The organism is Mesorhizobium sp. BR115XR7A (assembly GCF_020165315.1).
Lineage (GTDB): Bacteria > Pseudomonadota > Alphaproteobacteria > Rhizobiales > Rhizobiaceae > Mesorhizobium > Mesorhizobium australicum.
Genome location: NZ_JAIUHW010000007.1, coordinates 60,529 through 74,697, shown reverse-complemented (window position 1 = coordinate 74,697; position 14,169 = coordinate 60,529). Strand labels below are relative to the sequence as shown.

Genomic DNA, 14,169 nt, shown 5'->3' with positions numbered 1-14,169 from the left:
AAAACGGCCGCGACGCGGGCCGACTTCCGGAGTGACCAGATCTCGATGGAACTCACTCTCATATCCGCCTCGCTTTCGACCGCACTCATCCTCTCGAACGCTGCCAGCATCCTGCTTGCCGCTTCACAGCTGAAACGGCGCACCACGATTGCCCCGCCGGCGGGCAGATCGCCGGCGGTGTCGATTGTCGTCCCGTCGCGCGGCGTCGAGCCATTCACACATGAGACGCTGGAACGCGCCTTCGCGCTCGACTGGCCGCGCTACGAACTGATCTTCTGCGTCGCCCATGCCGACGACCCGGTGGTGAAACTGATAAACAGGGCGATTGCCCGGTTTCCGCAGGTGCCGGCCCGGCTGTTGATCGGCGACGATCGTGTCAGTGCCAATCCAAAGCTCAACAATTGCGTCAAAGGCTGGGAAGCGGCGCGCCACGACTGGGTCATTCTTGCCGATTCCAACGTTCTGATGCCTCGGGACTATGTCGAGCACATGATGGCGGCGTGGCAGCACGGTACCGGCCTTGTCTGCTCGACGCCGATCGGCTCCAGGCCAGATGGTTTCTGGGCCGACGTCGAATGCGCCTTCCTCAACACATTGCAGGCCCGCTGGCAGTATGCCGGCGCGGCGCTCGGCCTCGGCTTCGCGCAGGGCAAGAGCATGCTGTGGAACAAGCCGATGCTGGACGCCAATGGCGGCATACGCGCGCTGGCCGCCGAGATCGCCGAGGACGCCGCCGCAACCAAGCTGGTGAATGGCCTCGGCCTGCGTGTCAACCTCGTTGCCGCCCCCTTCGAGCAGCCGCTCGGCCAGCGCACGTTTGGCGAAATCTGGTCGCGCCAGGCCCGCTGGGCGCGCCTGCGCCGCGTCACCTTCCCGCTGTTCTTCGCACCCGAGATCCTGACTGGTGCGGCAGTCCCGCTGGCTCTTGCGCTGATTGCCGCGGCGAGCGCCGGCGTCAGCCTCTGGGCAACCGCGATTGCCGTGCTGACGGCATTCTATCTTCCGGAATGCGCTCTGGCCCTGGCCAAGGGTTGGCACGTCTCGACGGGCATGATCGCGGCGACGGTCGCGCGGGACGTCATGCTCCCGGCCATCTGGGCGCGCGGCTGGCTCGACGGCGCCGTCGACTGGCGCGGCAACGCCATGACCATCCGGACCAAGACGGCGGAACTGGAGGAGACGCCGTCGAGCGCCTAATCGCTGCTGACGACGCTGCCTGGACCAAACCTATTTGGTGGCCTTCAAGGCTTGCGCGATATCTTCCAGCAGATCGTCCGTATCCTCCAGGCCGACCGACAGCCTGAGCGTACCGGGCCCGATGCCGAGTTCGGCGCGGGCCTCATCGCTGAGGTTCTTGTGGGTGGTCGTCGCCGGATGGGTGATCAGGCTCTTGGCATCGCCCAGATTGTTCGAGATCAGCACGATGTCGAGGGCGTTCTGCAGGGCGAAGGCCGCCGGCTTGCCGCCCTTGACGTCGAGGCAGATCAGCGTCGAGCCACCCGACATCTGCTTCTTGACGATATCGGCCTGCGGGTGGTCGGCGCGGCCGGGATAGATGACGCGGGCGATCTGCGGCTGCCCGGCCAGGAAGTCGGCGATCCTGCCGGCGCTCTCGGTCTGCTGGCGCACGCGCAGCGGCAAGGTTTCCAGGCCCTTCAGCAGCGTCCAGGCGTTGAACGGCGACAGGCTGGGACCGGTGTGGCGGAAATAGTCGTGCAGGTTCTCGTCAATCCACTTCTTGTCCGACAGGATGACGCCGCCCAGGCAGCGGCCCTGGCCGTCAATGTGCTTGGTGGCCGAGTAGACGACGATGTGCGCACCAAGCTGCAACGGCTTCTGTTGCAGCGGCGTGGCAAAAACATTGTCGACGACCAGCCGCGCGCCGATCGAATTAGCAAGCGAGGCGACGGCGGCGATGTCGACGACCTCGAGCGTCGGGTTGGTCGGACTTTCCAGGAAGAACAGCTTGGTGTTCGGCCTGACCGCCTTTTCCCAATTGGCGATCTCGGTGCCGTCGACCAAGGTCGCCTCGATGCCATAGCGCGGCGCCAGCGTCTCGACCACCCAGCGGCAGGAGCCGAACAGCGCGCGCGCGGCCACGATGTGGTCGCCGGCCTTGACGCTGCACAGAAGGGCAGCCGTCACCGCCGCCATGCCCGACGCCGTGGCGCGCGCGTCTTCGGCGCCTTCAAGCGCGCACATGCGCTTTTCGAACATGTCGACGGTCGGGTTGGCGTAGCGCGAATAGATGAAACCAGGCTCTTCGCCCTTGAAGCGGGCCTCGGCGGCCTGCGCCGTCTGATAGACATAACCCTGGGTCAGGTACATCGCCTCGGAGGTTTCGCCGAAGCCGGAACGCAGGGTTCCGCCATGCACGAGTGCCGTCTGAGGTTTCCAGTTGCGCTTCTTGGTGCTCATAGCTTTGTTCCAGACACAAAAAAACCGGCCGCGAAAGTCGCAACCGGTCCATACGGCCTTGCGGCCCGACGGTCCTTTAGCGACTTGTTTAACGTGGCTGCAAGCCGACCGGCCAAATCACCACGGGATAACGACCCTTTAGACCCGCGCCACGCTTGCGTCAATTGCCGGCTTCATTAAGACGTTTGTACCAAGGCAGGTTCCGCAGAAGTGCCCGGCGGTTTTGCGGCAAGAACCTGCAACAAACAAGAACCTGCAACGAATAGAGACCAGTCTTGGGGCGGAGCCAGACTTTGCGGCAGACAGGCATTCTTCCCGATCAGGACATTTCGGCGCTGTTCCGGTCCGGCGCGCTGAAGTCGCCGCGTGCGCTCGATGCCGACCAGATCCAGCCGGCGAGCCTTGATCTCAGATTGGGCGAAAAGGCCTGGCGGGTTCGCGCCTCGTTCCTGCCCGGTCCCAACCACAAGGTGTCGGAAAAGCTCGATCGGCTGCAACTGCACGAGATCAGTCTGACCGAAGGCGCGGTCCTCGAAACCGGCTGCGTCTATATTGTGCCGCTGCTCGAAAGTCTGGCCCTGCCGGCTGACATTTCGGCCTCGGCCAATCCGAAGAGCTCGACCGGGCGGCTCGACATCTTCACCCGCGTCATGACCGATCGGGGCCATGAGTTCGATAAGATCGCCGCCGGCTACAACGGTCCGCTCTATCTCGAGGTCAGCCCGCGCACCTTTCCGATCATCGCGCGCACGGGTTCGCGCCTGTCTCAAATCCGCTTTCGCACCGGCAACGCGCTGCTTTCGGAAGCCGAGTTGCATGAGCTGCATCGTGCCGAGATGCTGGTCGCCACGGAGCCGCCGAACATTTCCGGCGGCGGCATCGCGCTGTCGATCGACCTCAATGGCGACAAGGATGGGCTGGTCGGCTATCGCGGCAAGCACCACACCGGCCTCGTCGATGTCGACAAGCGCGCCGCGCAGGATGTCCTCGACTTCTGGGAGCCGATCCACAAGAGCCGCGCCGGCGAACTGGTGCTCGATCCCGACGAGTTCTACATCCTCGTCAGCCAGGAGGCGGTGCATGTGCCGCCGCTCTACGCCGCCGAGATGACGCCGTTCGATCCGCTGGTCGGCGAGTTTCGCGTCCACTATGCCGGCTTTTTCGATCCGGGTTTCGGCCATTCGGCGGCCGGCGGCACCGGCAGCCGGGCGGTGCTCGAAGTGCGCAGCCACGAAGTGCCGTTCATCCTCGACCACGGCCAGATCGTCGGCCGGCTGGTCTACGAGCATATGCTGAAGCGACCGCAGGCGCTCTACGGCACCGATCTCGGCTCGAACTACCAGGCGCAGGGCCTGAAGCTGTCGAAGCATTTCCGCGCCGTGCGCTAAAGTCGAAGCTGCCGACCTCGCTCTTGTGGGAGAGATGCCCGGCAGGGACGAAGGCGTGACTGAAACCTATTGCTAGATCGGCGGGACAGCGCCCCGCTCTGGCTTGCCAGCCATTCCCCACGAGAGGGGAATCACGCGCTCATGGCTTCAAAGCGCCTTCACCGACACCTTCACCGGCTTCTCGATCTCGAGCGGGTTGCGCAGCGGCAGTCCGAAATCCCCGGCCTCGATCTCGAACACGTCGCCGGCTTCCGTCTTGATGCCGTCGGCGAAGGATAGCGTCGCGGTGCCGAACATATGCACATGCACGTCGCCAGGCTGGCGGAAGGCCGAATATTTGAAGTGGTGGTGTTCGAGATTGGCGATGGTGTGGGACATGTTCGTTTCACCCGACAGGAAGGGCTTTTCCCACAATGCCTTGCCGTCGCGCAGGATACGCGACGTGCCGCGGATGTCCGAAGGCAGGTCTCCGATCAGGATCTCCGGACCGAAGGACGCATTGCGCAGCTTGGAGTGGGCGAGGAAGAGATAGTTCACGCGCTCGGTCACATGGTCCGAGAATTCGTTCGACAAGGTGAAGCCGACGCGGAACGGCGCCCCGTCATCGCCGATGACATAGATCCCGGCGACCTCGGGTTCCTCGCCGGCATCCTTGGCAAAGGCCGGCGACATGAGCGCCGCGCCAGGCGCGACCGCCATGGTGCCGTTGCCCTTGTAGAACCATTCCGGCTGCACGCCGACCTGGCCTTTCGCGGGCTTGCCGCCTTCCAGTCCCATGCGGAACATCTTCATGGAATCGGTGAGTTGCTCCTCGCCGTCGGTGCTGAGCTTCTTGTGCATGGAATCGCGCGTCGCGGCCGACCCCAGATGCGTCAGCCCGGTGCCGGTCAAGTGCAGATGCGCCGGGTCGGGGTGGTTGATCGGCGACAGCAGGCGCCCCCGCTTGTAGGCGGCGTCGAGATCGATCGTCTCGCCAAGCCCCTTGCGTTCGATCAGGGCGGCCAGGCCGACGCCGGTGCGGGCAGCCTCCATCGCCAGCGAATAGACGCTGCGCGCCCCGTTGATGATCCGGGTCTTCCCGCCGCTGCGGGCAACGACACGGATCGTCTCGGCGTCGTCGAGAATCTGCGAGATCAGCATGATCAGTCCTCTCTCATTTATCTGTATCCGGCTGCCGATGGGCAAATCCTAACCGGCGCGGCGCGGAAACGCGCCACGGTTGAAACGCTTCGTCCGGATTGCGTTCGCGAGCCTGGTCCTTCCCCGGACTTCTTGGTGCCGACGGGCTGCCGGCAGCCTCGCGATCTAGAACCCGTATGCCTCCTAGTCCTCGCCCCCGGCCCTCAAGCCTTGTTCTTGTTGTAGACGTCGAAGATGACGGCCCCGAGCAGCACCAGGCCCTTGACCACCTGCTGCCAGTCGACATTGACGCCCATGATGGACATGCCGTTGTTCATCACGCCCATGATGAAGCCGCCGACCACCGCGCCGATGACCTGGCCGACGCCGCCCATCGCCGAGGCGCCGCCGATGAAGACGGCCGCGATCACGTCGAGCTCGCTGCCGAGGCCCGCGGCCGGCACGGCCTGGCCGAGACGTGCGGCGATGATCAGCCCGCCGAGCGCCGACAGAACGCCCATATTGACGAACACCCAGAGCGTCAGCCTTTCGGTGTTGATGCCCGACAGTTGCGCCGCCTTGGCGTTGCCTCCCATGGCGTAGATGCGGCGGCCGATGGTCATGCGCTTGGTGACGAAGACGAACAGCGAGATCAGCACGCCCATCACCAGGAGCACGATCGGCAGGCCCCGATATGTCGCGAACTGGAAGACCAGGAAGAGCGCCAGCGCGCTGCCGACCAGGGTCTTGATGACGAACAGGGTGAAAGGCTCGGCCTCATAACCGTGGAGTTCGCGCTTGCGTCGCGTCCTGAAGCCGAAATAGGCGTAGGCGAGCACCGCGATCAGGCCCAGCACGACTGTCGTCATGTGAAGCGTCAGGCCACTGCCCAAAACGGTCTTGCCGGCCGCGTTCACCGTCGGCGGGATCAGGGTCAGCGGGCCGATCACATCGGGGATGAAACCGGAACTCAGCGCCTTGAAACTGTCGGGAAGCGGGCCGACCGAGGAGCCGCCGCCAAGCAGCGCCTGGCAGATGCCGCGGAAGATCAGCATGCCGGCGAGCGTCACGATGAAGCTTGGTATGCGGTGATAGGCGATCCAGTACCCTTGCGCGCCACCGATCAACCCGCCGACGATGAGGCAGACGATCGAGACAACGAGCGGATTGCTGAATATGCCGAGCGGCCAGATGACCATCATCATGGCGGCAAGCGCGCCGATGAAGCCGGCGACCGATCCTACGCTGAGATCGATATAGCCGGCGACGATGACCAGCAGCATGCCGAGCGCCATCACGATGATGAACGAGTTCTGCTGCACCAGGTTGCTGAGGTTGACCGGTTTGAACAGCGTTCCCGACGTCGTGTACTGGAAGAACAGCATGATGACGATCAGCGCGATGATCAGGCCGTATTCGCGCAGGTTCGTCGTCAGCGCCGAGACGGCGACGCGAGGACCCTGCTTGACGTCCTCGGCGGTGCCGCTTTGGGGTGCGGGAGCGCTGTCTGTGCTCATGATGCTTTTCCTTCTCCGCGAACAATGGCGCGCATGATTTTTTCCTGGCTGGCGTCGCTTGCCGCCATTTCGCCGACGATGCGCCCTTCGTTCATGACATAGATTCTGTCGGTGATGCCGAGCAATTCCGGCATTTCAGACGAGATGACGATGATTGCTTTGCCCTCGGCGGCGAGGCGAGCGATGATTGTATAGATTTCGTACTTGGCGCCGACGTCGATGCCGCGCGTCGGCTCATCGAGGATCAGAACTTCCGGGTCGGCGAACAGCCATTTCGAAAGCACCACCTTCTGCTGGTTGCCGCCCGACAGATTGCCGGTCAGCTGATAGACGCTGGAGGCACGGATATTGGTCTTCTTGCGATAGTCGTTGGCGACGCTCATTTCGCGCATATCGTCGATCACGCCGCCACTGGAAACGCCGCCGAGGTTGGCCAGCGTCACATTGTGCTTGATATGGTCGATGAGGTTCAGCCCGTAGGTCTTGCGGTCCTCGGTGACATAGGCGATGCCGTTCTGCACGGCCTTGCCCACTGTGGAAAGGTCCACGGGCTTGCCGTTGAGCAGCACCTCGCCGCTGATGCGCCGGCCATAGGAGCGGCCGAACAGGCTCATGGCGAATTCGGTGCGACCGGCGCCCATCAGTCCCGCTATGCCGACAACTTCGCCCTTGCGCACCTTGAGGTCGATGCTCTTGATCACTTGCCGTTCGGCATGGATCGGGTGGTAGACGGACCAGTCCTTGACCTCGAAAATGACGTCGCCGATGCTAGGTTCGCGCGGCGGGTAGCGATCGTCGAGGGATCGGCCGACCATCGAGGTGATGATGCGGTCCTCGCTGATGTCCTTCCTCGGCAATGTCTCGATCGTGCGCCCGTCGCGGATCACCGTCACCTTGTCGGCGACGCGGTTCACCTCGTTGAGCTTGTGGGAGATCAGAATCGAGGTCATGCCCTGCCGCTTGAACTCGAGCAATAGATCGAGCAGCGCCTGGCTGTCCTTCTCGCTGAGCGATGCTGTCGGCTCGTCGAGGATCAGCAGCTTCACTTCCTTGCTGAGCGCCTTGGCGATCTCGACCAGCTGCTGCTTGCCGACGCCGATATGGGTGATCAGCGTCTTGGGGTCTTCCTTGAGCCCGACTTTCTTCAAAAGCTCGGCCGTGCGCGCCTCGTTGGCGTCCCAGTCGATGACGCCGTATCTGGCTTGCTCGTTGCCGAGGAAAATGTTTTCGGCGATCGACAGCATCGGCACCAGCGCGAGCTCCTGGTGGATGATGACGATGCCCTTGTGTTCGCTGTCATGAATGCCTTTGAACTGGCATTCCTGGCCCTGAAAGATGATCTGGCCATCATAGGTGCCGGAGGGATAGACGCCCGAAAGCACCTTCATCAGTGTCGATTTTCCGGCGCCGTTCTCGCCGACCACGGCATGGATTTCGCCTTCCTCGACGTGGAGGTTGACGTTCGACAGCGCCTTCACGCCGGGGAACGTCTTGGTGATGTCGCGCATCTCCAAAATCGTCGAGGTCATCAGGGCAAGCTCCTCCTAGACTTTCTTTCTTAGGCGATTCCTGACGGAAAACCGCTGCGCAATTTCCGGGAATGGCTCTAGGCCGGCAGAGACAATACCGGGGCCGCTTGTGAACGAAAAGGGGCCCTGCGTCGCGCAGGACCCCTGCCTTTGTAACCGGGATTACTTCAGGTCTTCGGCCTTGATGTAGCCGGAGTCGACGACCAGGGCCTGGTAGTTCGACTTGTCGACCTCATGCGGCGTCAGCAGGATCGAGGGAACCACCTTGACGTCGTTGTTGTAGGTCTTTTCGTCGAGGCCTTCCGGCTTGCCGCCGGAGAGCACCTTGTCGACCAGCTGCACCGTGGCCTTGGCCAGTTCGCGGGTGTCCTTGAACACGGTCGAGTACTGCTCGCCCGAGATGATCAGCTTGACCGAGGCGGTCTCAGCGTCCTGACCGGTCACGATCGGCCAGGGCTGTGCGTCGGTGCCGTAACCGACAGCGCGCAGCGAGGCGGTGATGCCGCGCGACAGGCCGTCATAGGGCGACAGAACGCCATCGACGCGGCTGCCGTCCGAGTAGTTGGCCGACAGAAGGTTGTCCATGCGCGCCTGGGCGGTAGCGGCGAGCCAGCGCAGCGTGCCGACCTTGTCCATGCCGGTCTGGCCGGACTTGATCTTGATCGAGCCGTCGTCGATCAGCGGCTGCAGGACGGAGATCGCGCCATTGTAGAAGAAGAAGGCGTTGTTGTCGTCGGGCGAGCCGCCGAACAGTTCGACGTTCCACGGCTTGGTGTTCGGGAAACGCTCCTTGAGGCCCTTGACCAGGGAATTTGCCTGGATCACGCCGACGCCGAAATTGTCGAAGGTGGTGTAATAGTCGACATTCTTGGTCTTCTTGATCAGGCGGTCATAAGCGACGACGACGACGCCCGCGTCGTTGGCCTTCTGCAGCGCATCCGACAGCGTGGTGCCGTCGATCGAGGCGATGATCAGCGCCTTCGGACCCTTGGTGATTTCGTTTTCCAGCTGGCTGAGCTGGTTGGGGATGTCGTCCTGCGCGTATTGCAGGTCGACAGTGTAGCCGAGCGCCTCGAGCTGGGATTTGACGGCGTCGCCGTCATTGATCCAGCGTTGCGAGGTCTTGGTCGGCATCAGCACGCCGACAAGACCCTTGTCGGCCGCGTGCGCCTGATAGGTCATGGCAGCGATGCCAAGGGCCGCCACGGCGGCCAGCGTCTTGATAATCTTCACATTACTCTCCCTGGTTGATGGACGCGACACCTCGGGGCTTCGCGGGCCGCGCAGCCAGACAGGAGCGCAAACGCGCCGCTGTCGGCATTATCGATCTCCGGTATCCTCCCAATCGGCTCCGCGACGCAGTTTCAATCGATACGATTTTGATCGCTACCGACCCTTGCGTCCCGGAACGCGCGAAGGGTGGGTCCCTTTGCCATAACTGTCAAATGCGATCTTTGGTGGTTGCTATACCGAAACCGGTATGATCTAGCATCCGGAAAGCAATCGGCGAGAAAGCTGGAGATCATGGCGGCATTGCGCGATCCGGATGCGATTCCAGTAAGTTACGAGAAGCTCCCGGGAGACGGTGAGACACTCCTGCGCAGTGGTTTGAGCTTGCGCCACATGCGCATGATCGCCGCCCTCGACGATCACGGACGGGTGAGCGCCGCGGCCCAGGTCATGAACATCTCCCAGCCGGCCGCTTCGCGCATGATCGCCGAGATGGAGGCGGTGCTCGACGTGAAGCTGTGCGAACGGCTGCCGCGCGGAGTGACCCTCACTCCCTATGGCCAGGCGCTTGCCAGGCGGGCCCGCTCGATCCTGCTCGAGATGCGCGAAGCCGACCGCGAGATTGCCGAGCTCAAGGCCGGCAAGGGCGGTTCGGTGTTCCTCGGCGCCGTGACCGCGCCGGCGATCGAATTGGCAGTGCCGGCGATCCGTGAAATCCGCCGCATCTATCCGCGCATCGAGATCACCATGCAGGTCGAGACGTCGAACGTGCTCGCCCGCGAGCTGATCGGCTCGCGCCACGACTTCATCATCGCCCGCATTCCCGACGACCTCAATCCACGACTGTTCGAATCCCGTGTGATCGGCGTCGAGAAGGCCTGCCTGATCGTGCGCCGCGGCCACCCGCTCGCCGGAGGCAATGTGGTGCGGCTGGAAGACACCGCTGCCTATGACTGGGTGTTCCAGTCGGGCGGTTCGCCCTTGCGTCAAGCGATGGAGAGCAACTTCCTGAACCGCAACATCGCGCTGCCGGACCGGATCTTGAACACCAGTTCGCTGCTGCTCACGCTGGTCATGGTCGCGCAATCCGATGCCATCGCGCCGGTCTCGGTGCAGGTGGCGAAGTTCATCCAGAACCCGGACGGGCTTGCCGGCGCCATCGATGTCGTCCAAACCGAATTCGACATCGAGGTCAGGCCTTACAGCCTGATCACCGTCAGGAATCGCGTACTGTCGCCGGCTGCCAAAATGCTGCATGATTTCATCCTGCGCGAAGTGGGGTGATGGAACGAGAACCGCTGCCGCGCGTTCAAACCGTTCGGCATGCGCGCTGGAGCCCGTTGCGGGCGAGGAAACGAGGTGTCGACGATTAACAACTCGGGAGGTTTTTATGGAACGTCGGTTGTTTCTTACTGGAATGCTTGGCCTCGCGGGGGCAGCGGCGTTTGCGAGCGTGGCCGGACCCGGCCGCGCGGTAGCCGGTGTTCCCCAGGGAAACGGAATTCTCGATGAACTGGACAAGCCGGATCCGGCTGTCTTCGAAGGGGATGAAGCGGTCGAGGTAGAGCAGGTCTCGCATCGCGACTGGCATTTTCGCCGCCATCATGGCCACGATGGCTACTGGCGTCGTCGCCACGGGCGTCGCCGCGGCTGGAGACGAGTTTGCCGCAGCTACTGGCGCCATGGCCGCCGCCGTACCCGCTGCTGGCGCGAGCGCGTCTGGCTCCGCGTATGGCTGTAATCTCTTCTTGCTGACGCTAAGCCGGCCACCGCAGGTGGCCGGCACCTGTGTTCAGGCTCTTCAAGTCCGGCGTTGATTACCCAACTGTAACGTGTTTGGGACTCGCACTTTTGCCTAGCTGCCGCCGAATCGGCGGAACCATATGAGCCTTTGTCCGTTGAAGCCTGTTTAAAGCGGAGCTTTGACCATGCCGAGGGACCACCAAGAAGAACGGCATTCTGCAATCAAGATCATGCGTGCCGCGGAGAAGCGGCACGCATGAAGGGCGTCGCCATACTGACCGAAGCCCGCAGCGGCTCCGAATGGCTTGGCAGTCTCACGAACAGCACGGGATTGTTGGGCAAGTCGGCCGAGTGGCTCGACACGGCCAATCTGGGGTGCAAGCCGAAATCCTTCGATGACCTGATGTCCGCCGTGATCGATCGCGGCGGAACCGCAAACGGCACGTTCGCCGTGAAACTGTTTCCGCGGCATCTTCACTGGTCGCAGGCCAGATATGGAGTTGACTTCCTCGCTGAATGCAGCCGGCGCCATGCCATGGGCTTGGTCCTGCTGGAGCGGCGGGACCGCCTTCGCCAGGCGATTTCCTATTGCCGGGCAAAGGCGTCGGGGCATTGGAAAAGCACGATGGACGGCGCCGATCTGGTTCCGCGATACGACTTCGCCGGCATCTGCCAGGCCTATTTCCTGATCGAGCAGAGCTATGCTTTCTGGGAAGCTTACCTGCGGCTGGCCGATCTGGCATACGATCACTTTTTTTATGAGGATCTGTTGGACGATCCTCGGCCGTACGTCGCGTCGGTGGCCCGGCAGTTGTCGGTTGAAATGCCGGACGGAGGGTTCGAGACGAATTTACGCCTGCAGCGGGACGATCTCACCGAAGATTGGGCGGAGCGGTTCCGCAACGACGTCAAATCGGAAGACCTCCTGGCGCATCTGCCCAGGAAGGTGGCGCCGCGGAACATCAACAACCTCGCCCGGTTCCTCCTCAAGAAGCAGATGCTAACCGGACAAGCCTAGGCGAATCCCGATAGTGCTGCCAATCGGACAGGGGCCGGGCTAGGCAATCGGCTTTTCGCATCAGACTGGAGCGGGTAGCGGGAATCGAACCCGCGCGTTCAGCTTGGGAAGCTGACAGGCTACCATTACATCATACCCGCGCTGCAGCCTCGTTATCATGACGGCATGGCCTCGGGCAATCGCAAACCGGTCTCACAAGGCGGGCTTCGCCAGCTCACCGGTGACGGTCGGCGTTGGTTCCCTGGCCTTTGCGACTTCGCCGCCGGCGGCGAAGCTCGGCCAGTATTTCGAGATGGCCAGCGTCGCGCCGGCGGAAGAGAAATGGCCATAGTCGAAATAGAGAAACTGCTTGCTGCCGGCATCCGCATAGGAGCAACCGGTTGCGTCGCATAGATAGGTGAGCGGGTCGATGAAGGTCGCGCCGTTGGCGAAGAGTTGCACCTGCTTGTTGATGTCGGGATCCATGGCCATCGGCCAGGATGTATTTGCGGCGCCCTCGTGTTTCGCAAAGAAAGCGATCTTCTGGACGTCGGCGATGAACTCCGGAGACTGGCCGATGACATAGACCTTGACACCCATGTCGCGCAGCCGGTCGATCGTCGTCTGCAGGCCGTCGAAGCCCCTGGCCTGGTAGTCGGTCCATCGACCGCTCAGGATCACCGCATGGATATTGGCATCACGGATGATCGACAGCGCCCGTTCGTTGAAGCGGGTGCAGGCCGGCCGGGCATAGGAAAAATAGCTCAGGTTGGGTGGGCAGCCGGCATAGGTATATTGGACGACGTTGGCCTGGATTTTCTGCGCGTTGGCTTCCAGGCCCGATACGTAGTGAGCCGCGAAGGAATCGCCCCACAGCAGCACATTGGTGGCAAAGCCGTGCGTGCGCGTGCAGCCGGCAAGGTTCCAATCCTCGATCCGGCTCGCACCCTCATTGAAGCAGACACCGTTGCGCCAGTCGCCCACCAGGATCCGTTGCGTCGAGAAATCCGGGAACCGCTGCGGAAAGCCCTTGCCCAGCACACCGGCCAGACCGCCGACGCACAGCAGGGCGATCGCCGTCGCCGAAAAGGCGAAGATCGGCAGCGGGGCGGTGAAGGCCCGCTTCCGTCGGAAAGGCTGCTCGACATATTTCCACGAGAAGGTCGCCAGGGCGACGCTGGCCACCGTCATCGCGACGATCATCGGCACCGAGATGGCCTTCAGCGAGAGGTAGTGGACGAAGGAGTTGATCGGCCAGTGAACAAGGTAGAGCGAATAGGAGATGAGGCCGATCCAGACCATCGGGGCGAACTGAAGCACACGCGTGGCGAGGGGCACGGGTCGGTTCGCATGGTTCTGGCCCGCATAGATCAGCAGGGCCGTTCCGACGCAGGGAAACAGGGCGTTATAGCCCGGAAACGGGTCGCTCTCCGAGATCGTCAGGAAGCCGAAGCCGAGCAGTGCAAAGCCGGCCAGGCCGATCAGTTCCGTCGCCGGCCGGCTGGCAAGTGGCGGCGGCCTTTTCAGCATCAGCATGGCGCCCAGCGCCAGTTCCCAGATGCGTGTCGGCAGCAGGTAGAAGCCGGCGGTCGGCGCCAGCGTGGTCGCCATCACCGCCAGGGCAAAACTGCCGATGGTGATGGGCAGAAGTATCGTCAGCCAGCGCTTCGAGGCATAGCGGTAGATCAGATAAACCAGGATCGGCGCGAAGATGTAGTACTGTTCCTCGACCGAAAGCGACCATGTGTGGAGCAGCGGCCGCAGTTCGGCGTCGATCGAAAAATAGTTCGTCGTCTTCCAGAAATAGATGTTCGACCAGAAGGTCGAGGCAGCGATCACGCTGAGGCTGAATTCGTGCAGGTCCGACGGCAGGAGGATGAACCATGCCGCGATGCTTGCAAGCAGGATGACGAAGGTCAGCGCCGGCAGGATGCGCCGTGCGCGGCGCCAGTAGAAGCGGCCGATCGAAAACTGGCCGCGCTCGAGATCATCCAGCAAGCTGCCGCTGATCAGATAGCCCGATATGACAAAGAAAATATCGACGCCGGTGAATCCCCCTGGGATGGCGGACACGCCAAAATGAAAGAGCACCACGGGCAGCACGGCAACGGCCCGCAGGCCGTCGATGTCGCGCCTGTAGTTCATTCGGACAGTCCGCGGCTCGCGGCCCGCCGATCTCGTGCGAAGCATGCCACGCCGCTCATGCGGCGATGCCTTGGTTGTGCGAA

11 protein-coding genes, 1 tRNA gene and 1 riboswitch are annotated in these 14,169 nt (G+C 62.7%); of the genes, 4 read left to right on the top strand and 8 right to left on the bottom strand.

The window, feature by feature from the left end; translation table 11 throughout:
* Positions 1-45: 45 nt before the first annotated feature.
* On the top strand, positions 46-1,197 hold the full coding sequence (locus tag LB557_RS16435; RefSeq protein WP_224643242.1) for a ceramide glucosyltransferase: 1,152 nt from the start codon (positions 46-48) through the stop codon (positions 1,195-1,197).
* Between the two features lie 30 nt (positions 1,198-1,227).
* Here LB557_RS16435 and LB557_RS16430 read toward each other — a convergent pair whose 3' ends face one another.
* Positions 1,228-2,418 carry an O-succinylhomoserine sulfhydrylase gene (locus LB557_RS16430; RefSeq protein ID WP_140878236.1) on the bottom strand — a complete coding sequence of 397 codons (1,191 nt, stop codon included), beginning with the start codon at positions 2,416-2,418 and terminating at the stop codon, positions 1,228-1,230.
* 56 nt (positions 2,419-2,474) lie between these two features.
* A riboswitch (SAM riboswitch) is annotated at positions 2,475-2,552 on the bottom strand.
* A 159-nt stretch (positions 2,553-2,711) separates the two neighbouring features.
* On the opposite strand from LB557_RS16430, the gene LB557_RS16425 reads away from it, so the two are divergent.
* Positions 2,712-3,806: a 2'-deoxycytidine 5'-triphosphate deaminase gene (locus LB557_RS16425; protein WP_140713983.1), complete on the top strand. Its 1,095-nt coding sequence runs from the start codon at positions 2,712-2,714 to the stop codon at positions 3,804-3,806.
* Positions 3,807-3,953: 147 nt separating this feature from the next.
* On the opposite strand, the gene araD1 is transcribed toward LB557_RS16425, so the two are convergent.
* The 4 genes from araD1 to chvE all read right to left on the bottom strand — a co-directional run bounded on the left by araD1 (position 3,954) and on the right by chvE (position 9,204).
* Positions 3,954-4,946 carry an AraD1 family protein gene (araD1, locus tag LB557_RS16420; protein ID WP_015319285.1) on the bottom strand — a complete coding sequence of 331 codons (993 nt, stop codon included), beginning with the start codon at positions 4,944-4,946 and terminating at the stop codon, positions 3,954-3,956.
* A gap of 203 nt (positions 4,947-5,149) precedes the next feature.
* A complete protein-coding gene (mmsB, locus tag LB557_RS16415) occupies positions 5,150-6,442 on the bottom strand; it encodes a multiple monosaccharide ABC transporter permease (protein ID WP_015319284.1) in 1,293 nt (430 codons plus the stop codon).
* The gene (gene mmsA / locus LB557_RS16410; protein ID WP_140660687.1) at positions 6,439-7,971 is read right to left on the bottom strand and encodes a multiple monosaccharide ABC transporter ATP-binding protein; all 1,533 of its coding nucleotides are present in this window, start codon (positions 7,969-7,971) and stop codon (positions 6,439-6,441) included. The genes mmsB and mmsA overlap by 4 nt, the downstream gene beginning before the upstream one ends.
* A gap of 162 nt (positions 7,972-8,133) precedes the next feature.
* Positions 8,134-9,204 (bottom strand): multiple monosaccharide ABC transporter substrate-binding protein, encoded by a 1,071-nt coding sequence (gene chvE / locus LB557_RS16405; RefSeq protein ID WP_015319282.1) that lies wholly within the window; start codon positions 9,202-9,204, stop codon positions 8,134-8,136.
* Positions 9,205-9,495: 291 nt separating this feature from the next.
* Between chvE and LB557_RS16400 the strand changes: the two genes are divergently transcribed.
* On the top strand, positions 9,496-10,485 hold the full coding sequence (locus LB557_RS16400) for a LysR family transcriptional regulator (protein ID WP_140722844.1): 990 nt from the start codon (positions 9,496-9,498) through the stop codon (positions 10,483-10,485).
* A gap of 85 nt (positions 10,486-10,570) precedes the next feature.
* On the opposite strand, the gene LB557_RS16395 is transcribed toward LB557_RS16400, so the two are convergent.
* Positions 10,571-10,837 (bottom strand): hypothetical protein, encoded by a 267-nt coding sequence (locus LB557_RS16395; RefSeq protein ID WP_181171003.1) that lies wholly within the window; start codon positions 10,835-10,837, stop codon positions 10,571-10,573.
* 363 nt (positions 10,838-11,200) lie between these two features.
* On the opposite strand from LB557_RS16395, the gene LB557_RS16390 reads away from it, so the two are divergent.
* Complete coding sequence (locus LB557_RS16390; RefSeq protein WP_015319279.1) at positions 11,201-11,962, top strand: Stf0 family sulfotransferase; 762 nt, start codon at positions 11,201-11,203, stop codon at positions 11,960-11,962.
* Between the two features lie 66 nt (positions 11,963-12,028).
* Here LB557_RS16390 and LB557_RS16385 read toward each other — a convergent pair.
* Both LB557_RS16385 and LB557_RS16380 read right to left on the bottom strand, forming a co-directional pair.
* Positions 12,029-12,102: transfer RNA gene (locus LB557_RS16385), tRNA-Gly, on the bottom strand.
* A 52-nt stretch (positions 12,103-12,154) separates the two neighbouring features.
* Positions 12,155-14,086 (bottom strand): acyltransferase family protein, encoded by a 1,932-nt coding sequence (locus LB557_RS16380; protein WP_015319258.1) that lies wholly within the window; start codon positions 14,084-14,086, stop codon positions 12,155-12,157.
* Between the last annotated feature and the right edge of the window lie 83 nt (positions 14,087-14,169).